Annotated in this window: 13 protein-coding genes; 9 read left to right on the forward strand and 4 right to left on the reverse strand. The window is 40.6% G+C overall.

Features of this window, described 5'->3' with window-relative positions; genetic code table 11:
• Positions 1-327 precede the first annotated feature (327 nt).
• The 9 genes from SLH46_RS09120 to SLH46_RS09160 all read left to right on the forward strand — a co-directional run bounded on the left by SLH46_RS09120 (position 328) and on the right by SLH46_RS09160 (position 21358).
• Positions 328-1212, forward strand: coding sequence for an NAD(P)-dependent oxidoreductase (locus tag SLH46_RS09120; RefSeq protein ID WP_320280867.1), 885 nt, complete (start codon positions 328-330; stop codon positions 1210-1212).
• Between the two features lie 44 nt (positions 1213-1256).
• Positions 1257-4208, forward strand: coding sequence for a glycosyl hydrolase (locus SLH46_RS09125; RefSeq protein ID WP_320280868.1), 2952 nt, complete (start codon positions 1257-1259; stop codon positions 4206-4208).
• A 184-nt stretch (positions 4209-4392) separates the two neighbouring features.
• A complete protein-coding gene (locus tag SLH46_RS09130; RefSeq protein ID WP_320280869.1) occupies positions 4393-5007 on the forward strand; it encodes an RNA polymerase sigma-70 factor in 615 nt (204 codons plus the stop codon).
• A gap of 66 nt (positions 5008-5073) precedes the next feature.
• Complete coding sequence (locus SLH46_RS09135) at positions 5074-6075, forward strand: FecR family protein (RefSeq protein WP_320280870.1); 1002 nt, start codon at positions 5074-5076, stop codon at positions 6073-6075.
• A gap of 214 nt (positions 6076-6289) precedes the next feature.
• Positions 6290-9601 carry a TonB-dependent receptor gene (locus tag SLH46_RS09140; RefSeq protein ID WP_320280871.1) on the forward strand — a complete coding sequence of 1104 codons (3312 nt, stop codon included), beginning with the start codon at positions 6290-6292 and terminating at the stop codon, positions 9599-9601.
• Between the two features lie 11 nt (positions 9602-9612).
• A complete protein-coding gene (locus tag SLH46_RS09145) occupies positions 9613-11208 on the forward strand; it encodes a RagB/SusD family nutrient uptake outer membrane protein (RefSeq protein WP_320280872.1) in 1596 nt (531 codons plus the stop codon).
• A gap of 322 nt (positions 11209-11530) precedes the next feature.
• A complete protein-coding gene (locus tag SLH46_RS09150) occupies positions 11531-15196 on the forward strand; it encodes a glycosyl hydrolase (RefSeq protein WP_320280873.1) in 3666 nt (1221 codons plus the stop codon).
• 15 nt (positions 15197-15211) lie between these two features.
• Complete coding sequence (locus tag SLH46_RS09155) at positions 15212-17713, forward strand: glycoside hydrolase family 3 N-terminal domain-containing protein (RefSeq protein ID WP_320280874.1); 2502 nt, start codon at positions 15212-15214, stop codon at positions 17711-17713.
• Between the two features lie 12 nt (positions 17714-17725).
• Positions 17726-21358, forward strand: coding sequence for a family 78 glycoside hydrolase catalytic domain (locus tag SLH46_RS09160; RefSeq protein ID WP_320280875.1), 3633 nt, complete (start codon positions 17726-17728; stop codon positions 21356-21358).
• A gap of 240 nt (positions 21359-21598) precedes the next feature.
• Here SLH46_RS09160 and SLH46_RS09165 read toward each other — a convergent pair whose 3' ends face one another.
• Genes SLH46_RS09165 through SLH46_RS09180 form a run of 4 tightly spaced genes read right to left on the reverse strand, consistent with a single transcriptional unit; the run spans position 21599 to position 25312 of the window.
• Entirely contained in the window at positions 21599-22105 is a 507-nt protein-coding gene (locus tag SLH46_RS09165; RefSeq protein WP_320280876.1) for a hypothetical protein, read from the reverse strand.
• Between the two features lie 46 nt (positions 22106-22151).
• Positions 22152-22637, reverse strand: coding sequence for a hypothetical protein (locus tag SLH46_RS09170; RefSeq protein ID WP_320280877.1), 486 nt, complete (start codon positions 22635-22637; stop codon positions 22152-22154).
• Complete coding sequence (locus SLH46_RS09175; RefSeq protein ID WP_320280878.1) at positions 22634-23077, reverse strand: DUF4405 domain-containing protein; 444 nt, start codon at positions 23075-23077, stop codon at positions 22634-22636. The genes SLH46_RS09170 and SLH46_RS09175 overlap by 4 nt, the downstream gene beginning before the upstream one ends.
• A 3-nt stretch (positions 23078-23080) precedes the next feature.
• Positions 23081-25312, reverse strand: a complete 2232-nt coding sequence (locus tag SLH46_RS09180; protein ID WP_320280879.1) for a DUF5916 domain-containing protein — start codon at positions 25310-25312, stop codon at positions 23081-23083.
• Between the last annotated feature and the right edge of the window lie 4 nt (positions 25313-25316).

Below are 25316 nucleotides of genomic sequence, written 5' to 3' on the forward strand. Positions count from 1 at the left end.
TATAATTGTTTGTTTTGTATTTAAAAATTAAAATGTGTTAAATGATCTGTTGTTGAGTGTGTTGTAAAAGAGTAAAATGTACTTTTTATAAAGTGTTTTAACTATTTTGTATATATAAAAGTGTGAAAATAAGTATTAAGAGACTGGTGGTATTAAGCTTTTTAATGTCTGATTTGTAGGCTTTAACAGTTTTCAGAACAGAAAGCTTAAGCAGTTTAAAAAGATGCTAAAACGTTGCCTTTTGTCTGCGATTTGATTTTGTCGCGTGCCATTAAAACTTTAGCTTTGGCATACTTATAATACTGTTAAAGCAAACAATTTAATCAAATGAAAAAAGATATTACGATAGGCTGGATCGGTACCGGAGTGATGGGGACTTCGATGCTGGGCCATTTAAAGAATGCAGGCTATTCATGTACCACATTTACTCGTACAAAAAGTAAAGCAGAGTCGCTATTGGCTCAGGGCGTAAATTGGGCCGATAGTCCGGCAGAAGTTGCAGCAGTTTCTGATGTGATTTTTACGATTGTTGGTTTTCCAAAAGACGTTCGCGAAGTTTATTTTGGTGAAAACGGAATATTCGCAAAAGCAAAACCGGGTGCTGTTTTGGTTGATATGACAACCACAGAACCGAGTCTGGCTGTTGAAATTTATGAGGCTGCCAAAGTAAAAAATATTCAGTCGGTTGATGCGCCTGTTTCAGGTGGTGATGTTGGTGCTAAAAAAGGAACATTGTCAATAATGGCCGGTGGCGACAAGGATGCTTTTGATAAGGTTTTTCCTCTGTTTGAAATAATGGGTAAACAGATCGTTTATCAGGGCGAAGCCGGATCGGGTCAACATACAAAAATGTGTAACCAGATTACTATTGCAGGTACAATGATCGGCGTTTGCGAAGCTTTGTTGTACGGACAAAAGGCAGGTCTTGACTTGCCGACTATGCTTTCCTCAATTAGTGGTGGAGCGGCCGGTTGCTGGACACTCGATAACCTGGCACCGCGAATTGTAAACCGTAATTTCGATCCCGGATTTTTTGTGGAGCATTTTATAAAAGACATGGGAATTGCCTTAAAAGAGGCCGAAGTTATGGGTTTGTCTTTGCCCGGATTGGCATTGGTAAAACAACTTTACCTGGCAGTTCAGGCACAGGGCCATGGAAAATTGGGAACACATGCCCTGACTTTGGCATTGGAAAAGTTATCCGGTTTGTAAATTAGCCCGGCAAAATCAACTTCAATTCGAAAGAATATCCAGCTATGAGAAGATTTGTATTATTTATCTATTTGATTACTTTTCTTGGGCAGTCCTGTACTCAGAAAGATAATCAGAAAATACCCGCAAAAGAGCAGTTTGCTTACACTGATGTAAGAAACAATTTCGAAAATCCATCGCGCGAATATGGCGTGAACTGCTGGTGGTGGTGGTTAAACGGCAACGTAAACAAGGCGGCCATCACAAAAGACCTGGAAGCTATGAAATCGAAAAACTTTCAGGGGGCGATGATCTTTGATGCCGGAGGTCATAACCAACGGGGAAATAAAGATATTCCAAAAGGTCCGTTGTATGGTTCGGATGAATGGAACGAACTTTTTGTGTTTGCGCTCGACGAAGCCAAACGCTTGGGTTTAACAATGGGCTTTAATATTCAGAGTGGCTGGAATCTCGGTGGGCCGCGTGTAACATCTGAATACGCTGCTAAACAATTGACTTTTTCTGAAACGAAGGTAGAAGGAGGGAAAGCAGTTTCTCTGAAATTGGAACAGCCATTTACCAGAGACGATTTTTATAAAGACATTATAGTACTTGCTTTTCCGTTAAATGAAGCAGCAAAAACCAAAGAGGTGATTACCGATCTGGATTATAAGCTTGGATTTCATGAATTGGGTGGTTCCGCGCCTGATTGCAGGTTTCTTCTTTTTAATAATCCGGAAAAGGAAAAGCCAGAAGGGGCGGAAAATTATTTCATTAACAAGGATGAAATCGTTCTGTTGGATGCCTTTGTAGCGGAAGATGGAACATTAAATTGGGATGCACCTGCAGGAAACTGGAACATTATGCGAATCGGTTACACATGTACCGATGCTGAGGTTTCAACATCGAGTGGTGACTGGCAGGGACTTGTGTTGGATTACATGAGCAAAGATGCGTTTGATTTTTACTGGAACGATGTGGTTGAACCTATATTTGAAGCTGTTGGCGATCATGTTGGAACAACCTTAAAATATATGGAAACTGACAGTTGGGAGTGTGGCGGAATGAACTGGACCGACAAATTTGCACAGGAATTTACCGATTATCGCGGTTACGATATGTTGGATTATCTGCCGGTTGTTGCCGGATACATTGTTGATGATGTAAACACTACCAATGCTTTTTTATCCGATTTCAGAAAGACACTGGCTGATTTGGTTGCCGAAAACCATTATAAACGTTTCCAGGAATATGCTCATAAGTATAACATGGGAGTTCAGCCTGAATCTGCAGGTCCGCACGCCGGTCCTATGGACGGCATTAAAAACTACGGTTACAACGATATTGTAATGAGCGAGTTTTGGGCACCGTCTCCACACCGTCCGCGCGACGAGAACCGCTTTTTCCTAAAACAAGCTTCTTCTGCAGCACACATTTACGGAATTAAAATAGTAGGTGCCGAAAGTTTTACAACGATCGGTCCGCATTGGAACGACGAATTATGGCACGATCAGAAATCGTCATTCGATCATGAAATTTGTGCAGGATTAAATCGTATGTATTTCCACACTTTTACTTGTTCGCCACCCGAAATGGGATTACCCGGACAGGAGTATTTTGCAGGAACACACGTAAATCCGCAGGTTACCTGGTGGAATGAATCCGGCCCATTTATCGATTATATGCAACGTGTTCAGGCAGTTGTGCAAGAAGGCAAATTTGTTGCCGATGTGTTGTATTATTACGGCGATCATGTCCCAAATGTATTTCCATACAAACATTCCGATCCGGCAGGAGTGATGCCCGGTTTCGATTACGATGTAACCGATGAAACTATTTTCTTGCAGTTGAAAGTGAAGGACGGGAAAGTTGTTGTTCCCGGAGGAATTGAATACAAGGTTTTGGTTTTACCTGATCATGAAGTTTTATCGCTCGCTGTGCTTAAAAAGCTGGAGGAGCTGATAAATCAGGGAGCAACCGTAATTGGATACAAGCCAAAAGGAGCAATTAGTCTGGTTGGTGGTGATGAGGCCGAAGAGACATTTAAATCGCTGGCGGATCAATTGTGGGGAAATGATAATAATGCTGCAGGTTCGCGTGAGTATGGTTCCGGGAAAGTTGTTTGGGGAGCCAGTGCCCGTGAATATTTGCTTTCGCAAGGAATCGAGCCGGATTTTTCAGTAGAAAACAAAAATAGTAAAACCGACTTCGATTACATTCATTATACAATTGGTGAGGCTGAAATTTATTTTGTATCGAATCAAACGGCAGAAAAGCAGCAAATAAATGCAACATTTCGTGTTGAGGGATTACATCCTGAATTGTGGGATGCCAATACCGGTGATATTCGTGATGCGCTTGCTTTTAAACAGGCTGATGGAAAAACCAAAGTTCCGTTAACTCTGGAGCCTTACGAATCGGTAATGGTGGTTTTTAATTCGAAAATACCTGCCGACAGACAAGGAATTGCAAAACGAAATTATCCCGATTATAAAATGGTTGAAGCAATTGATGGAGAGTGGGAATTGTATTTTGATCCGGAGTGGGGCGGACCGGGGGAGGTTGTTTTCCCTGAATTAATGGATTGGTCAAAAAATGCAAATCCGGGCATAAAGTATTACTCAGGAAAGGTAAATTATACCAAAACATTCGATTTGAATTTTGTACCTGACAATGGTAGCGACTATTTCCTTCAACTGGAAACCGTAAAAGATGTTGGTATTGCTGCAATTACAATAAATGGTAAATACAAAGGAATTACCTGGACAAAACCGTTTCGGGTTGATGTTACCGGCGATTTAAAAGAAGGCGAAAATACCCTTGAAATTATGGTTGTCAACTCATGGTTTAACCGTTTGGCCGGCGATGAAATTCTTAATGATCAGAAAAAATACACTTCAACAAACATTGTAATTTCTAACGATTATTTGGGGCATAAACTACCTGAAATTGGATTGGAATCCTCCGGTTTAATTGGTCCGGTTACCATTAAAACAAGTGTTTGGGAAGGTGAGTAGATATGTTCCTGCGTTGACTTATATAATAGGTAAAAGTAATAGGTCAAATTGAAGTTCGGAGAAATAATATGTTTTGAAATAAAAATTAAAGCTACAAATCAAACCATTAATTTTTTATATTAGCTATCCTTTAATATTGTCATTAAACTAATTCTAAAACCAGAGAATTGTCTGCCTAATTAAGATGGATAAAAGACCAGACATAAAATCGCTTTTAATCTTAATCTCCAGTGATGATGACGAAAAAGCATTTAAAACCTTTTTTGACATCTTCGCTTCCAAACTTTATCAATTCTCCTTTTCTTTTTTAAAAAAGAAACTTTTGGTTGAAGAAGTCATTTCTGATGTATTTTTTAAAGTCTGGCTGAACAGGCAGAATCTCAGCAAAATTGAAAATATAAAAGCATATCTTTATAAAGCAACCTACAATACAACATTAAATTACCTGGCAGAAGAAAAAAGGATCAAAGCAATTGCGCTTGAAGATCTTGATGTTAAGCTTGGAGTGGATTGCATCAATCCGGAAACAAAATTAATTGACAAAGAACTCCGTGAGATTTTGAATAAAGCTATCGAGTCGTTGCCACCACGATGCAAACTAATTTACAAGATGGCAAAAGTGGAAGAAATGAAGTATAAAGAAATCGCCTCTCTACTCGATATTTCAGTAAAAACAATCGATAATCAAATCTCCATTGCAGTTGAAAGAATTGGAAAAGAGATCAAAACTTATCTCGAAAACAAAGGCGATACAAAGCAATATCTAACTCTATTTCATCTTTTTTTGCCTAAAGATTAAATTTTTTCAGTTTTCGTTTAGGGGAATTCATAGAATATGCTGTTATAGGGTTTATAACACGATACGATGAATAAAGAAAATATTTGGTCATATATTTCCCGAAAATTAGCTAACGAATCTACTTTAGAAGAAGAGAAGATCATTGGAGAATGGGTAGAAGAAGAGGAGGTTAATAAACTAACCCTGGAATATCTTGAACAAGTGTGGAAGAATAATACTCCTCAGAAAATCAATACTAACAGTATTTACAATACCCTGCATCACCGAATCTCTTCCTTTAATCGCAAGGAAAAGAAAACCCGCGTTTTGTATTACTTTACAAGAATTGCAGCAGCTCTGCTTCTTTTAGTGGCGTCTTCATTTTTGGTTCATCATTTTCTTACTCGTATCGATAATGAGGAAATTGCTTTTCATGAAGTACATGTACCCCGCGGAAGCAGAAGTTCTATTTTGTTAGCCGATGGAACCAAAGTTTGGTTGAGTAATGATTCAAAATTAGTGTATCCTTCAGAATTCCATGGAGAAGAAAGAAAAGTTGAGTTGCAGGGTGAAGCCTATTTTGAAGTAACTCATAATGAAAATGAACCATTCATAGTAAATATTGGCGAAAATAGAATCAAGGTACTGGGAACCGTATTTTCGGTAATGGCCTATCCCAACGACAATATCGTTAAAACTGATTTGATCTCAGGAAAAGTACAATTTCAAATAAAAGAAGATAGTAGTGTTGATCATTATCATACCTATACATTAAGCCCAAATGAAAGCATTGTTCTAGATAGGAATAATGGAAAATTATATCAGTCAGAAGTTTTGACTAATTTCTATGAATATTGGGAAAAGGGCGTTTATGTATTTAATAACGAAAGTCTTGAAAGTCTGGCAAAAAAAATAGCGAGGATATACAATGTTGAAGTGATTTTCGAAAACGAGTCATTGAAAGAAAAGCGCTTCAGCGGGGTTATGAGTATCAACGACAACATTTTTACTTTTTTCGAAGCAATAAAACGAACATCAATCGAACCAATAAACTATAAATTCGAGAAAAATAAAGTGTATATGAACTAAAACTTAAAACCGAACTGCTTATGAACATCTAACTATCAAAAGAAAAGACGGTAATGCGCCTACATTGCCCGTCTTAACTGAAATCTTATTATTTCATTTTAACAAAAAATAGCTGTAGAGCTATTAGTCATTAACTTAACACGACAAATTTATGAAAAAAAACGAATCGCGTATGGAAAGCGTATGCTTTCTACCGGTGAAAAAATTATTGCTTATGGCAAAGATTACTGCGCTCTTTATACTTGTTGCTTTTATGCAAGTTTCTGCCAAGAGTTATTCCCAGGTAGGGAAGATAAAGCTAAGTGTAAACAATGCTACTCTGGTCGAAGTTTTTCAGCAAATTGAAAATGAAAGCGACTACCGTTTCTTTTATGATAATGAACAGGTAGACTTGACTAAAAAGGTTACAGTAAGTACTGAAAACAAAGAACTTTCAGAACTTCTTAACGAACTTTTTCTGGATACCGATCTCACCTACGAAATGATGGATAACCTGATTCTGGTTAAATCGAAAAATAAAGCTGGAGATGATCTTATTTCGGCGAAATCAGAACAAGGTGACATTAAAGGAAAAGTAACAGATATTAATGGTGAGCCAATGCCAGGTGTTACTGTGGTTGTTAAAGGAACAACCAATGGGACTATTACTGATATCGACGGTAGCTATATTATTTCGAATGCACCGGAAGATGGAATTCTTGAGTTTTCGTTTGTTGGTATGCGAGCACAGGAAGTTGAAATTGCCGGACAATCTTCTATCAATGTTACTCTAGTTGAGGATATGATTGGGATTGAAGAAGTAGTTGCAATTGGATATGGAACTCAAAAGAAAGAAACTGTAACAGGGGCTATTACCCAGGTAAACACAGAAGATGTTAATTTAAGTCCGGCGCCAAAGTTAACTGATGGTTTGGCAGGAAGGGTATCAGGTGTAATTATTAATCAACGTGGGGGTGAACCAGGTCGTACAGAAACAGAGATTTTTATTCGTGGTAGAAGTACCACTGAAGATTCTTCTCCTTTGTATGTTATTGATGGAATTGCTCGTGATTATAATGGATTGGACAGGCTCGATCCGAATGATATTGAATCCCTAACAGTTTTGAAAGATGCTTCTGCTGCTATTTACGGTGCCAGGGCAGCAAACGGTGTTATCCTTATTACCACAAAACGGGGTAGAATTGGTAAACCAACTATAAAGGCTTCATACAATCACGGTTTCTCCCAACCAACCAGAAGAGAAAATCTTGCCTCTTCTGCCCAGTTTGCAGAAGCGTGGAATTTGATAAATGCTGTTAATGGATTGGAACCGCAATATTCTGATGAAGAAATTCAGAAATTTGCAGATGGATCAGATCCTGTAAATTATCCAAACACCAGATGGTATGATGTAATATACAAAGATTGGAAACACCAAGATAGAGCCAATTTATCAGTTAGTGGAGGTTCTGAAAAAGTAAAATACTTTGTTGGTGCAGGTTATTTGCAACAAAAGTCTCCATTTAATGATGGATTTGGGTATAATAAACAGTACAACATCCGATCAAATCTGGATGCTACTATAACTCCGGATCTTACTGTTTCGATTGATCTGTCAGGACGTCTTGATGATATTTTATCAGGAGACATTGATTATCCACACATTTATTTGGGATATCCATATGTTAATGCATTTTGGCCAGGAACAGATTATTATACCGATGCCCGTACCGGAGATAATGTTGCTTTAATGACCCGTGAAAAGGATTATGGATATACTTCTACAGATAGAGGAGTTTTTACCAGTAGTTTATCTGCAACCTATAATATTCCTGGCGTCGATGGACTAAGTTTAGCCGGAACTTTTGCCTACGATTACAATAAAAATTATGAAAAAGATTATACCGGAGTAACTTATATATACGACTACGATCAATCGTCAGGTGAATACATTCCTAAAATGAATTCCAATTCTTCAACACCAACGTTGGATGTGGCTTTCTTACAGGGAAAATCACAAACAGCAAACCTGCGTTTGGCCTATGTAAAAACATTTAACGATGTACATAACATTGATGCCTTTGTTGCATATGAGCAAAACAAAACACATATCGATAATTTAAGTGCAGGCCGTTCACAATTCCTGAGTGGTGCCATTCATGAATTATTTGCTGGTACGGCTGATAAAAACTATCAAACCAATGATGGCTCTGCATTTGAAACTGCACGCCAGAATTATTTTGGACGTATTCAATATGATTATGCCAACAAATATTTATTCCAGTTTTCTTTACGTCGCGATGGTTCGCAGAACTTCGCCTCAGATAAACGCTGGGGATGGTTCCCAGGAGTTTCAGCAGGATGGACGCTTACTGAAGAATCATTTATGAAAGGTTTAAGTTCTTTAGACTTTTTAAAAATCCGTGCTTCATGGGGGCAACTTGGTAATGATAATGTTGATGCCTTTCAATACCTGACTGCGTATTCTTATGGTGACAACTATATATTTGGAGGAACTACAGCACAAGGATTGGTTCAGAGTGGAGTTCCAAATCCGAATATAACCTGGGAGGTTGCAGAAACAACAGATTTAGGTGTGGAAGCCCGTATGTGGGGCGGTAAATTGGGAATGGATGTCGACCTGTTTAAGACCAGAAGAAGTAATATTTTGGCAACACGTAATGCATCGGTTCCGTATTATACAGGATTAGAACTTCCTGACGAAAATATTGGTATTGTTGAAAACAAAGGTCTTGAGCTAACCCTAACCAACAGGGGACAAATCGGTAACGAAATTGAATATTCATTAGCCGGTAATTTTACTTATATCCATAATGAAGTAATTGACATAGATGAAGCTCCGTTAAGCGAAGATTATCAGTTACAAACCGGCAAACCAATTGGAGCCCCGCTGTTATATGAAGTTATTGGAATTTTTAAAGACGAGGCAGACTTAGCTTCATATCCGTCATATTCGGGTTATGGCCCTGGTGATTTTAAAATATTAGATGCCAATGATGATGGTGTTATTAATTCGAATGATATGATTCGTCAGGACTTATCTTCCTCTCCGGAAATTGTTTTTGGATTTACTTCAAATTTTCAGTACAAACAATTTGAGTTGAATTTGAGCTTCCAGGGACAGGCTAGGGTATTGGTAACAGCATTGCCGGTATTCCCGTTTAATCCTCCCGCATTTGGGAACTTTAACGCATGGTTGGTAGAAGACGGATGGACATTAGAAAATACAGATGCCACGAAACCAAAACCGGGAATTGGATTTGGTGTACCTTATTCAAATACAACATTTCTTCAACGAAATGGCGCATTTGTACGCTTGAAAAATGCGGAATTGGCATATAATATTCCGAAATCTCTCCTAAGTCGCACCGGCATTAGCAACTGCAGGGTATATGTTTCAGGTTATAACTTATTCTCAATCGATGGATTGAAAGATTTGGGTGTCGATCCTGAAGTGAACAGTGGATTTGGTGTACCTGTAATGCCTGATCGTATTATTAACCTCGGCGTTTCATTAACCTTATAAACTAGAATCTCATGAAAAAAATAATATTATTCCTATTAACGAGTATTATCTTATTTGCTTGCAACGATGATATGCTGGAGTTAACTCCATTGGATAGAATATCTGAAAGTGCAGTGTGGAACGATGAAAACCTTTTACAGGCTTATGTAAATGCGCAATATAATGTCATTCAAGATGGATTTACCAATAATCTTATGTATTATTCCGACGAAGCATATTCACAATTTGATCCTTCCAGTGCATTCGGCTTCCGAAATAATACGTTAACAGCCGATAACGTTGAAAATCTTTATACCACATTGAATTTTTGGGAAACAGGTTATAGTTACCTGTATAACCTCAATCAATTTTTTGTAAATATCGAAGAATCAGCAATATCTGATGATGCAAAAACCAGCTTGATCGCGGAGATGAGATTTCTGAGAGCTTATATTTATACAACTTTGTTAAACAGTTACGGAGGTGTTCCGATTATCGATAAAGTATTCGATTTAAGCGAAGAACTTACCGGAGTAACCCGAAACTCTTACGATGAAGTGCTGCAATATATTATAGATGATCTGGATTATGTTATTCAGACATTGCCGGCAAAACAAACTGGAAGCGATGCCGGAAAAGCTAGCGGAGACGTTGCTCAGGCAATGAAATCCCGCTTACTTTTGTACGACGCCAGGGCCTTACATAATCCAACCGACGATGTTACAAAATGGCAGGCTGCTTCTGATGCTGCTGCAGAATTGCTTGACGCAGGTTATTCACTATATCCTGATTATGGAACATTGTTCTTTAGCGATGGAAACAGTGAAATTATTTGGCAAAGGTATTATTCTCCGGAAATAGGACATAGCTTTACTTTTCAAAGTTCTGCTCCGCTGCATGGTGGATGGGGTTTGTTTGATCCGACACAAAACCTGGTAGATGACTATGAAATGAGTAACGGGGAAATGCCCTATCTGGAAGATGGTTCTGTTAATCCTGAATCAGGTTACGATCCCGATCAGTTTTGGGTAGACCGCGATCCTCGTTTTTATGAATTGGTTACTTATCCCGGTTTTGTATTTCAGGGGAAAGAAACAGTGTATTACAAAGGTTTATATACGCAGGACTTCACTCAGACTGGTTATTACAACCATAAATTCCTGGACCCCAGTTATGTAATTGCAAATACAGGTAACTTTACGACTCCATGGATCCATTACCGTTTGGCTGAAATTTATTTGAACTATGCTGAGGCACAATACCATTTAGGTAATGAAGATTTAGCCCGCCAATATGTGAATATGGTGAGGGCACGTGAAAGTGTTGACATGCCACCAATTGATGAAACCGGGGATGAACTGTTGGCAAAAATATATCATGAAAGAAGAATTGAGTTGGTATATGAAGGACACCGCTATTTTGATATTAGGACTACTAAAATGGCTCCTGAAACTCAGTCAGAACCTCTAATTGGTAATATTGATGCAACTGAGACTGACGAAGAATATGTATATCAAAGACAGACATTATTACCGGGCAATTGGGATGATAAATTTTATTACACCCCAATTCCTTACTCGGAAATTAAACGAAGTAATGGCAGTTTAGAACAAAACCCAGGGTGGTAATAGTTTAGTTAGTAAAAAAGAGTAAGGCTAATTAGTCTTACTCTTTTAATTATTTATACTGCAATTCTACATTTTACAAGTTAATATTGAAAATTTAAGCGATCATTCCAATTGATTGGGCTGTGAATACTATTGGTTATAAATCAGAAACATAAACAAAGAAGTTTTACAAATAGATATGTTAATCTTCTTAAAGTAGGGCCTAGTAGATGTTACCTAAAATTATTAATTCTAATCACCTCGATCACTTCCATATTGTCTATATAACAACGAAAGTAATACCTCAATTAATAAGAACGCAAATCAATTAAACCTAAAAATAATGAAACGAAGAAATTTTATAAAAACTACCGGTGCTGCCGGTGCTGCATTATGTCTTTTAACACCACAAACATTAAAAGCTTTTGCTGAAGGTGATTTTGCTGCTCTTGAGAACAGTTTTATAAACCCCTTGAAATCAGACGGTCCCTGGGCTGTATGGCACTGGACAAGTGCCAATCAAACCAAAGCAGGAGTAAAAAGTAACCTCGAAGGAATGGCAAAAGTAGGTATTGCGCGTGCAACCTTGTTTAGTTTCCCTCCGGGTGATGGTTTTCGGGGAACAACAATTCTGGAAGATCCGGCGACACCGCTCACCCCCGAATGGTTTGATTTAATGAATTATGCTGTTTCTGAAGCAGGCCACCTCGGTATTGAATTGGCAATACAGATTTCTGCGGGATGGGCAACTGCCGGAGGTTCGTGGGTAAAACCGGAAGAATCGCAGCAACAAATTGTTTATACCGAAGATACGCTTGAAGGAGGTAAACGCTATACAGGAATACTCGCCAGACCACAAGTTCCAAGAACGATGGAATTTGGCCGTTTAAGTGATCCGCTCCCTGAAGAATGGAGCAGCTACTACCGCGAATTGGCCGTGTTGGCTTTCCCTGTTCCGGAAGACTGGGATAAGACAAGCAGTAGTGAGAAGGCTACAGTTACCTCAAACCTTAATGTTAAAGATTTCAATAAATTATTAGATATTCAAAACAGCGAAAATGTTCTGAACACCACAGATGCCGGTTGGATTCAGTTTGCTTTTGACGTACCGTTTTTACTTCGAACAGTTACAATGAATCCCGGATCCTACAATATGCCGGCCCACAGTATGGAGGTTCAGGCCAGCGACGATGGAAGTACGTTTCATAAAATTGGTCAGTTGGAACCGATGATGACCAGCTGGCAAACAAGTGTAAATGAATTAACACATGTGGTTCCGGAAACAAAAGCAAAATACTTCCGCCTTGTTTACAAACCCGGACCGCCTAAAGCATACGATGAAGGCTGGGCCAGTGGCACATTCAGGGGACCCAATAACCGTGGTTTCGGACCATCGACAAACGAAGGACCTCAATACGATGCATCTGTACCAATGCTGGAAAGACTCGATCCTTTAACTATTTGCAGTATCGAATTATCCAGTACTCCACGAGTTCATCATTTTAAAGGAAAAACTGCAGCCACCTGGGGAGGTGTGAGTCGCCGGATCACCAATGAAGAAATGCCGGCAGGCGCCTGTTTAAAACTAAGTTCGATTATCAACCTGACCGATAAATTACAAGAAGACGGATCGATTGACAACTGGACTCCTTCTGATGGTAAATGGAAAATTTTAAGAGTGGGTTATACTACCACCGGTAAAACCAATGGCTCCGGTGCAGGTCAGGGATTGGAAACGGATAAGTTAAGTCCCGTTGGTGCCAGAGTATCTTTCAATGGCTGGTTCAAAAAAATACTGGACCATGCAGGTCCCCGACTGGCCGGCACAGTTGTTAAATCGCTCAACTTCGATAGTTGGGAGTGCCGGGCTCAAAACTGGTCGCCTGTTTTTGCCGATGAATTTATAGCCCGAAGAGGTTACGATGCGCTTAATTACTTACCGCTTATGGCTGGAATTCCTCTTGAAAGTGCCGATGTTACTGAAGGTTTCTTATTTGATTTGCGTAGAACCATCGCCGATTTGATCAGTGATAATTTTATGGGAACACTAAAAGAACTGGCACATGCACATGGGACTACCATTACCCAGGAAGCTCAACATCCTGCCCTGGCAACCGACGGTATCTTCGGACATAAAAATGTAGATGATACTGCCGGTGAATTCTGGGTGAATGCACAAAATAACTGGAAACCCTGCGATATTGCTGATGCAGTCGCCGGGCAGCGGATTTATGGGAAAGGATTAACGGTTGCTGAAGCGTTTACTGGCGGAGGTTCATGGAAAGAAAATCCTTATGATTTAAAAGCCATGGGCGATATGCATTTTGTAGATGGAGTTACCAAAATGATGATCCACGTTTGGGCCGCACAACCTTTCCCCGATCGTAAACCCGGACAAACCGGAGCTGCGGGAACCTATTTCAACGAGAACAATACCTGGATATTCAACGGCGGAAAAGCCTGGTTCGAATACATGAGTCGTTGTCAGGCACTGCTTGCAAACAGCAAGTCAGTTTCTGATGCTTTGTATTTTTCCGGAGAAGACATTCCTTCAAGAGCACTGATTCCGCCAAAATACGGAAGTGCTTTTGTAACCGAACCTGCACTTCCCGAAGGTTACAAACACGATTCAATTAGTCAGGATGCCTTGTTAAATCTCACTCATGTTGAGAATGGACATATCGTACTCGACAGCGGAATGAAATACCGTGTTCTGGTGTTGCGTCCCGACAGGTTGCTAACACATCAGGTTGCAGCGAAAATAAAAGAATTGGTTGCACAAGGTGCGCAGGTTGTTGGCCCGAAACCACTGGGTTCACCAAGCCTCCAAATGGGAAGCGACGCCAGCAAACAGGTTCAAAAAATTGCAGACGAAGTTTGGGGGAACTTAAACGGTTCAACCTTTACTGAAAATGCTTATGGCAAAGGCCGTGTTTTCTGGGGAAAACCGATGGACGAAGTTTTGCAGACAATTGGAATTGAAGATGACGCCATTTTACTGAATCAACGTGAAACCGAAAGCGGCAAAGCATTCAAAGCAACAGCTTTTCAACCCGATGGAATCAATGCAACAGCAATGGGAGCTGAAAGAGTTGGTTGGGGATTTTTGTGGAACCACCATCAGGGTGGCGATGGTGCTGATTTTTATTTTATTTCCAACCAGGAACAAAAAGCACTTTCTGCCGATATCAGTCTTCGAATGAGTGGAAGAGTTCCGGAAATCTGGCATCCCGATACCGGTTTGACGGAAGACGCACCGGTCTGGTACGAAGAAGATGGAAGAACAGTCATTCCTTATGATTTTGATCCTGCTGAAGCTATTTTCATTCTGTTCCGCACAGCAGCCAAAGATGCAGATCAGGTTGTTGAAGTTTCAGGGAAAAGCGGGCTGTTCCTGAAAGTAGCCGATTCGGAGCTTGAAAAATGGGCTTCCGAAAATGGAGAATGGACACTTACAACAAAATCCGGAAAGCAAATCAATGTAAAAGCTTCCGATGTGCCGTCACCACTTGAAGTAAAAGGTGACTGGGATGTTACTTTCCCTTTATTGACCGGAGAAAATAAAAAAGCAAAACTCTCTGCCGGTTCCTGGACCGAAAACAGCGATGATGAAATTAAATACTTTTCGGGCACCGCCACCTACAGTAAAAGCATCAACATCGATGCAAAATTCCTGAAAGAAAATCAAAAACTGTGGCTCGACCTTGGAGTGGTAAAAGATATTGCTGAAATAAGCGTAAATAAGAAAAAACTCGGTATCGCCTGGAAACCACCTTATGCTGTTGAAATAAGTGATGTGGCTGTTGAAGGCGATAATCTAATTGAGATTGAACTAACAAACACCTGGTACAACAAGCTTACCCACGATGCCGGTCTTCCGGAAGAAGAACGAGAAACATGGGTACTCGGTGGAGGATTTGGTGGTCGGATGAGTGCAGATGGTCCGCTACAATCCGCAGGAATTTTAGGACCTGTTAGCGTGAAAAGTTTAGTGAAAGTAAAATCATAAAGAGGAGATTCAATAATGAACTTATTCCAAAACTTTAGCTCATCAGCTAAATCACTGTTTATACCGGTTCTGTCAACAATTATTTTTACAATGTTGTCAGGCTGCAATAAAACCGAAGAATACCCGAGGAATCCGGATCCACTCGGATCCGGCAAAGTCAAATGGTCGGAGTCACAAACACCGGACGGCTGGACCAAAGTCAACAATGAAGAAGGAGCTACACTAGGCTATTCGAAGAGTTCTGCTCTTCATTTAATACAGGTTGATGGTTATGCATTTAAAGACCTCAACCGTAATGGATTACTCGATAAGTTTGAAGATTGGCGCCTCGATTTTAATACCCGGGCAGCAGCCATGGTCGATGAGTTTTCAGCGGAGCAAATGATGGGAATGAAAATGAATCCATTTGGCGGTTGGAAAGTAAATGCAGATTCGCTGGATGCCATAATTATGGAGTCACTGGATTTCGGCTATCGCCAGTTGAGAGCACCTCGTGGCGGAGCTGACGACACCCGGACAAAAGTGAATTGGAATAATATGGTTCAGGAATACATTGAAAGCCTTGGGAATATGACCTGTTTACCCGCGGTCTGGATCGATGATCCCCGGTCGGGAGATGTAACCAGCTGGCCAAGCAACCTTGGTTTGGCTGCAACTTTCGATCCTGAAATTGGAGCGCAATACGGCCGAATGATGTCGGAAGAATGGCGCGCCATGGGAATATCCATGCAGGTGGCTACGCAGATGGACCTTGCAACCGAACCACGCTGGAAACGAATTCCCGGTACTTTTGGTGAAGACCCTGCCCTGTCGATGGATGTAGCACAAGGTGTTATCAACGGATGGCAATCGACTTACGATGAAGAAGGAAATGACCTGGGCTGGGGCAAACACAGCGTAAACAACCAGATGAAACATTTTTCAGGCGACGGTGCTGCCGAAGGTGGCCGTGAATCGCATACCCGCGACGGGGCTTACAACGTATTTCCCGGCGGCCAGTTTTTTACGCATACCTTACCATTTTTAGCTTGTATGGATTTGCCCGGAAAAACCAAAACTGTATCGGCAGCCATGACAAACTATTCCATCGGGATTGAAGCAGATGGTTCGCCGGTGGGTGGAGAACGTTTGGCCACAAGTTACAGCAATTACAAACTCAATCATTTATTAAGAGACAGGTACAACTGGGACGGATACATTCTGACTGATTTTGGTGTGCTGACCAGTAAAAATTATGGTGTTGAAGATCTGACTCCGGTGGAAAAAAGATTATCCCTCCTGAAAGCAGGGTGCGATGCCTTTGGAGGTGAAGGTGGAGACATTCAGGAAAGTATTGATTTAGCGATGAAAGCCTATGAATTGGGAGTTTCTAAACTAGGGCAATCCGAGATGGATGAGATCATGAAAAAATCTACTGAAAGGATTCTAAGAACCCACTTTAACATCGGTATCGTTGATAATCCATATCTTGATTATGAAGTAGCTGAATCTACCGCTTTAAAACCAGAGCATAAAGCCGCAGGACATCAGGCTCACCTAAAATCGATTGTGATGCTGAAAAACAGCACCGGCATGATTCACGAAGCGACTTCAGGAGGACAAAAACCAAAGGTTTATATTCCAAGAGTGTTTGTTCCGGCTGCCGGTGGGTGGTCGAGAACACCGGCTTCTGCCGAGCCCGGATTTAACCTGAAGGAAGCAGGCATTTATTATGAAGTACTTACCGATGCACTGTCTGAAAAATTAAGCGGCCCGGCTGATCGGGATGGTAATCCAACGCTTTCGGCTGGTGACATCATTCGGGCATCAGAAGATAAAATAGCAGAATGCGATTTTGCAATTGTCCGGATAAACAATCCTAAAAACGGGAATCCCACATTCATGGAATCAGGAGGAATGCAAGATGGTCCGGGTTCTGAAAGTAGTATAACCGATAGAAAGGATTACACCTATTTACCAATTTCGCTTCAATATCGTCCCTACACTGCAAATTCAGAATTTGTACGCCGGGAGTCGCTAGGAGGAGATATGATTGAGGTAACCGAAAACGGAACGACTAAAATGGTTAAGGAAAATCGTTCGTATTTTGGAAGAACGGGCATTATTACAAACGAACCACATTTAGATCTTGTGCTGAACACTGCAGCCGCGGCTAAAAAAACAATCGTAGTTTTAGATGTGTCGAATCCGATGGTATTCACTGAATTTGAAAACGAGGTAGATGCAATACTTGTAGGATTTGGAGGAAACCGTGCTGCCAATGTACCTGATAATGCTTTCCTCGAAATTATTAGTGGTCAGGTTGAACCATCGGGACTCCTGCCACTTCAAATGCCTGCAAACATGGAAACTGTGGAGGCACAATTTGAGGATGTACCTCGCGATATGGAATGTCATATTGATAGCGAAGGAAATACGTACGACTTTGCGTTCGGGCTGAATTGGTCGGGCGTTATCGAAGACGAGCGTACTGCAAAATATAATGTCCCTGCTATTGTTGGACAGGCACCTGAATAAAACAAAATATCTATGAAAAACCGAATTCTGAAACCTGTTATTTTCTGCTTGTTTGCTGCACTTATTTTTTCATTTAATGCAACACAAGCTGAAACTGAAATATATGACTTAACGGTTAATTACGCTGAAAACCCTGTTGGAATTGAACGATCCGGCATTAAGTTTGGATGGAAAATGAAATCAGACCAAATTGGTCAGGGGCAAAAAGATTACCGAATTGAAGTCGAGGATCTTCAAGGAAACAAAGTATGGGACAGTGGTATGGTTGACAGCGATATTTCGGTCGCGATTCCTTACGAGGGACCACAATTAAAACTTGAAACCCGATACACCTGGAAATTAAGTGTTACCTGCACAAACGGAGAATCACTTGAATCACTTCCGGCATATTTCGAAACGGGAACAGAGTTTAGTTCGGCAGATTGGATATATTACAAACCACAGGTAGAAAACTGCTTCAAAAATTCGATGGAAATCAAAGTGAAGCCGACCATATTAGTTGGAGGATTTACTTTGTACTTTGGAATAAAAAATTCCAAAAACCGTTTTGCCTGGACCTTTACTGAAAAGGAACTAAACGCGGTAAAAGAAAATTCTGCAGGTAATGTTGAACTCGCTAAAACAGGGTTGGGCGATTTGATTCAGAAAGGAATTTCCTTTGAACTCTCAATTTTGGTAACAGACCACTTGATTATAACTTCTGTAAACAAAAAAGAAATCAACCGAATCGAACACAATTACGCCATTGAAAGGCCATTTTTAGGACTGTTTGTCAATGAAGCCCGAATGGACTTCAGGTCCCGTCAACTCCAAGGTGAGTCAGAAAGTGCAGTATTTGAAAATCTCACACTCAGCGTGGACGACAAAACGGAACAAATCAGAGAAAGTTCTCTCGAACTTACTGCTCCAACTCCCGATCCCACTGCAGGATTCAGCTTCGGCCCCGGTGGCCCCTCAGGTGTTTCCTTTTTCCAGGAGACCTTTAACGGGAAACCGGTGGAATACCAGAAAGAAGCAACAAAAATGCCCATGTTCAGAACCGAACAGGATATAAAGGGCAAAGTAGAATCGGCACGTTTATATATTTCTTCACTTGGAATTTTCGATGCCTACGTAAATGGTGAGAAAGTTAAAAAGACGTCCAAAAATGGAGAAGAGCTGATTGATATTTTCAGCCCCGGCTGGACAAACTACAACGACTATATTTATTACAGAAGCTACGATGTAACGCCCATCGTAAAAGGAAATAAAGTCACAATTGCCGCGCGCATTGGCGACGGTTGGTATGCCGGTTTAATCGGTCGTGAATATTATCATGAAATTGGCGAAGCAGGAATAAACGAGCTTGCATTGATTGCCAAACTCGTTATCAACTACGGAGATGGGAGTCAACAGGTTATTCGCACAAACACAAGCGATTGGACAGCTTCAGACGATGGCCCCGTTTTGCAAAATGATTTCTTTATTGGAGAAATTTATGACGCCAGATTGGAGAAAAATATCAAGGGATGGAACAATGTTGGCTTTGATGATTCAAAGTGGCAAAAGGTGCAAAAACTGGATTATAAACCGATTCTCAGAGGTGGTGATGAAAATACAGCATACATGCCAGAAGAACTTCGAATTCATCCGAAGAAAAGTAAGAATACTTTTATGTATAATCCGGAGAAAATAGATTTTTCAGGTGGGTTGGATTACGGAAGTGTAATTCCAGAGCCGGTGGATCCTGGGAATAAAATTGAACTCCCCGCCAATAAAAGACTGATGATCGATTTGGGGCAAAACATTGCAGGCATTACCGGAATCACAGTCTCCGGTCCGGACGGGACACAAATAAAACTGCGTGGAGCTGAGATGTTGAACGACGGGAAAAAGAATCCAAATCATGAAAGCGGAGCCGGAAGCTGCGGGCCAAACGGCACACTGTACTGGACCGGCTTAACCAGAGGCAGAGACGATGAAAACGACTGGTATACTGATGTATATTATCTGAACGATAATGAAATTCAAAAGTACAGTCCAAACTTCACATTTCATGGATTTCGTTACCTGGAGATTTCCACCGACAACGACATTACTATTCATTCGGTTTATGCACAACCGATAACTTCGGTACTAAAACAAACAGGCAATATCGTAACCAACAACGAGAATGTAAACCGCTTATTCAAAAACACTTTGTGGAGCCAAATGGGTAACCATATTACAATTCCCACCGACTGTCCGAATCGATCAGAAAGATTGGGTTGGTCGGGTGATATTGTGGTGTTTGCCGAAACTGCACTTTATAATTTCGATGCCGTAAATTTCATGAACAATTACATGGAAATCTCGGCCAATTTTGCCGATAATAATGCAGGCAGACTCGGCACAACTATGCCAGGCCCCAGTCTGGGAGACGAAGTTCCCGGTGGTATTGGTGGTGGCAGCAGAACCAATGCCGGGTGGACAGATATTGGAATTATTCTTTCGTGGGCCCTGTATCAACAAACTGGAGATATTTCGGTTTTGAAAACCAACTACGAATTGCTCTCTTCTTACATGAATGAAGTGATGAAAGACAACCTGCGTGCCGGTTTTGGCGACTGGGTGGCGCTTCAAACAACTTCGGGTGTATATATGGCCGGAGTCTACCAGGCTTACGATGCTCTTTTGATGTCGAAAATTGCAGATGCAGTTGGCAAATCAAACGATGCAACGAGATATCTAGCAGAGTATAATCGGATGAGGAATTTACTCACAGTAAAATACCTGGATAAGGAAGCAAACCTCTTGTCCGTGTCAGCCGACAACATTACAAACGGTGGTTTTCTTTCTACCGGCATCATTCAGGACAATTCTCAAACCAGCATTTTGTGGGCCTTAAAAATGGGTTTGTATCATTCAGAAGAAGAAAAAGATATTCTAATAAAAAACCTTCTCACAAATATTGATAACAAAGACGAAAGCATCCGAAAAGGACAGGGAGAGAAAACACTATCAACAGGATTTCTGGGGGTAAACGTTTTGTTACCTGTTTTAACTGAAAATGGATTAATCAGTACTGCATACGACTTGCTTCTGCAGGATGAAATGCCATCGTGGTTATACGAAGTAAAACAAAATGCCACCACAACCTGGGAAAGATGGAATGCATACAGTCATGTCAACAGTTTTGAAGACAACGGAATGAACTCGTTTAATCATTACGCTTATGGAGCAGTTGGTGAATGGTTGTTTGAAAATATGGCCGGGATACAAAAAGATGAGAAGAATCCGGGATTCAAACACATCATCCTGCAACCTTCTGTGGATAACGGAACGAAATTTAACGACCAGGAAAGAATAAACGAAGTTAATGCAGAGTACGATTCATATTATGGCAAAATAAAATCAGCGTGGTCGACCGATAGTGGAAATATCACATCATATTCTACTGAAATTCCTGCGAACACCCAAGCAACTTTATACCTGCAATTGGATGGATCTTTAACTGAAAAATCGCTGGCAAATATTCATATGGTTAAAGGTGTAAATTACACTGGAATTCAAAATCACAACAACAAACAGGTTGCTGTATTTGACCTATATTCCGGAGGATATGATTTTAAGATAAGTTCTGAAGCTGTTAATATCACACCGTCTGATAATTACGTGTCACAATAACTTTATTTTATGATTCTACTTCGGTGCTAATTGGGAATGGATATACGAAAATATGCTGTCTATTTTGAAATGAATTCTGAAAACTTGTGAAAATCTGTAAAATTGATCAGTTCGGTTTTAAAACAAATTCGAATTAAATAATTTGTAACGGGTAATATTTCTGTTGAAATAAAAACACTCACTACAACATATAGCGAGGGTTTTTTATCGATTCAATTAAATCTGTGAGGATTTAATGTCTTAAATCAATATCATTACCACAGCAAATACTACTCCGGCCAATGCCACATACAAACCTTTACGCAATACTTTATTAGTTTTCGTGAACATGAAAAATGCTGAAACAGAGAAGAACAGCAGAGAAATACCAAAGAAAATATTCAGATAGTATAAAGGCGAATTTGTTGTTGCTTTATGCAGCCTCTCCAGCTTTTGCAAAACCACGGGAAGCTCTTTTACTTGATACTTGGCAATGCCTGTTGTTTTGTCGTAACTTCCCTGCGAAAAGGTTATAGTGTTCTCGTCTTCATTCAAAACCTGCAGGTTTCGTATAAACAGTTTTGCGCCTAATTCTTTTGCCGGAACATTTGCTCCAATCTCTCGCTCCGTAATTTTCTCCTGCTTAAGAAAATCTGTTGTGCGAAAAATCATAAGTGTTCCACTCAGGGCATAAATTGTCATAATTCCGGCAAGGAAAAATCCTAAATAGCGGTGATAAACTCTAAATGTTTTGCTAATCTTACTCATATGCGTACTTCTTTTGTTTTGAATAATAATTTATAGTTGTTGTTCTCTATTTTTTTCTGCGTTTTCCCCATTTTATAAGCATATCCATATAAATGGTGACGACCGTAAATCCGGCAAATACAATAAAAAACCAGCCTACACTAGCCAGCCGAACACTATTGCTTCTTCTGAAATCGTGTCCCTGGCCTCTTCCTCTGAATTCATCTCTTTCACCGGGAAAATTCCTGGCACCTCGATTCCTTAAACTATCGTTTTGAATTCCGGTGCCTCCTTCAGCAATAATTCGTTGACGAACGCTGTCGGGGAGGCTTTCAAAATTTAAACGTTCTCTTCCCGCAAAATCCTGTGATAGTGCCCTAAAATCTCTGCCTCCGCGATTTCCTCGTTCAAAACCACCGCGACGAGTATTTTGTTCGTTATTGGTTTTAAAGATCCAAATGCTGCGTTCTATAAAACGTAATCGCGACAGGCCGTATAAAGCTGCAATTACAATTGCCAGCGAAATTATTCCATTGATGATCTTTTTACTCATGACGCTACTTTTTTGAATTTAAAACGTTGTTGTACCCATTTCCAGTGAAGCCCCAGGTGAATGCCAAAAAGCGCCAGGGTAATAAACGATGAGCTGGTGTGCATAACACGCCAAAACATTCGGGAACCTCCCAAATTCATCCACGAAAAATCAATGGTTCGGGCAATGGCAATTCCGCTCAAAATCATTAATACCATTCCGGCCAGAAGAAATACATCCAGCACATAGTTTAGACGCGTCCTTCCCGGAGAGCTTTTAAAAAAGCAGACCGTTACCTTTTTTATCCAGCTCCAGTTCAGCGCTTTATGAAGAATAAAAAACAAGCCAATTATTAGTCCTGCCCATTCGTGGAATTCCAGTCCGTAAAACGAGCGCGGATCCATCAGTAATAGCATAACTATCAGCAGAAGAATGTTTAATATCAATTTAATCCGATTCATGGCTTATAATCTAAAGGTGTGAGTGTATTTCAATAATATTGTTTGCGAAAGAAAACCCGGAGGAGTTGGGGTAAGATCTGTTTTGTCGGCAAAACGAGAATCGTTCAATACCAGGTAAAGATCGTTGCCATCGCGTGGATTATAGCGTAGCCGGAAGTTGGAAAGGACAATATTCTCCAGTTCGTTGTACTGCATATAGGCACTCATCGATAGTTTGGTATTGAGCATATAAGTGGCCTTTAAACGTGCCAGGTTATTGGTGAATTCCTGGTTGGTTTCATCAAAACGTACCTTGTCGAATTTGTAAAAAGCCGATAGTTGAAAGCTGGATGAAATGTTAAAGTCGGTTTCCAGCTCAGCAGAAAACTGATTGCCGTCGTAAAATCCCCCTCCATCGATACTAAAATTTGCAACAATTTTTTTGGTACGTGGAGTGTTAAAGTGCGAGCGAAATGCCCAAAAAGAATAATCGCCTTCCTCAACAACAATACCTCCCGGCAAATAAAAATCAAAAGGAACGCCTTCCTTATTGAAACCCGGCATCAGGAAAATGCCGATTCCGTTTTTCAAGTCCATTTTAAATTGTGGCGCCAATTCCATGTTTTCTATTTTTCCGTCTTCCATGCGGCTCCTCATACTGAAATCGCCTTCGAAGGAGTACCTGAAAATAGGTGACTTTTCATCGGCTATCCAGCCATATCCTGTGCTGGCATTAACTTCGTGAACGTTATTGATAAAAATAAAACCCGATTTTGGATCAAAATTTTCTCCCCAATACGCATATTTTGCTTCGTATAAAAATCCTTCTTCAGCACGACGCTGAAGTTCTAATGAGAAGAATGTCGGATCCATAGAGAACACTTCTGTATCGATAGATTTATCCTGTGATTGTGCCAGTTTTACGGTTATGTAATCAACATCGGTGTATTTAAAAATTCCGTCGAAACCATAGGCTATATTGTAGCTGCCGTCCCAACCCAGACGGGTTGTCAACATTCCTCCGATGTATGAATTTTCGTTGATAACTTGTCTTCGTATTCTAGCCACACCAAAGTTCTCCGACGGTGTTTCTTCAAAGTCGGCAGTATTCATGTCAAGGAATCCGACGTCCCATTTTCCTACTCTTCCAACCATTCTAACTCCGCCGTAAATGGTTACAGGTTCACCTTGTGCAATACCAATATTCCGACTATAAAAGAGGTCTTGTGCCCGTCCCAGTTCGTAGCTGAATATGCCTGATCGTTCCTGGAAGAAAAGCCTTTTTTCGGGGAAAAACAGTGAATAACGCGTAAGATTTACCTGCTCGTCATCCGCTTCAACCTGGGCAAAGTCGGTATTTACTGTAAAGTCAAGTGTGAGGTTGCTGTTAAGGTTATATTTTAAATCTAATCCGCCGGTAAGTTCCGGATCATCCGATTTTTCGTAATCAGTTTCACTCTCGTTCAACTCGTTCATGCGGGTTGTTCCTCCCAAAACATAAGGCGAAATATAAACCGGATTACGCGGGTTTATATTTTCAAAAACAATGGTTTTTGCCAGCGACGGCCGGGTATTGGCATCGCGGCCATATTTTGTATCTATCGGTGGGAAGGTGTTGATCTCATTCAGGTGACTTATATTTCGGTTAACGATCAATCCCATTTTAGTGATACCGTTTTTGCTTTGAAACCGCAAACTGGAAAAGGGAATTCGCATTTCAACATGCCAGGCTTCCTCGGTGGTAGTGGTTTTTACGTCCCAATAGGAGTTCCAGGTGTAATTTTTTGAACTCATTCCCGGTCCGGGGCCACCACCTTGCCCGTCGTTTGAAACAGAGTAGTCGATCTTCAATCCCGATGGCATAGTAAAAAACGCCAGGGCATTTTCATTGTCATCGTAGGAGTCGAGCAGAATTCCAAAAGCATCAGAGTTTTCCGATTCTTCGTCTCTTTTTTTACTGGTTGATACAATATCATTAACATCATTATAGTACAGAATGGCACCGACCCACAAATAGTTGTTGTCAAAGGTCAGGTACACCTCGCTTTGTTCGGTAGATGGGTTGTTAAATACCGGGAAATGCATAACCATCGGGAGTTTTTGACTCATCTTCCAGGCCGGCTCATTTACCAGTCCGTCAAATTCAATTTCTCCTGTAAGCGGTTTGATCCCTACTTCGTCCTGCGCCGTTAAAACCGGGGAGGAAAACAGTAGGATGAGGTTAATAAGGATAAGTAAACGGATTTGATTTTTCATAAGG

Origin of the sequence: Draconibacterium sp. IB214405, from assembly GCF_033963885.1 — a bacterium.
In the GTDB taxonomy this organism is placed as follows: Bacteria; Bacteroidota; Bacteroidia; order Bacteroidales; family Prolixibacteraceae; genus Draconibacterium.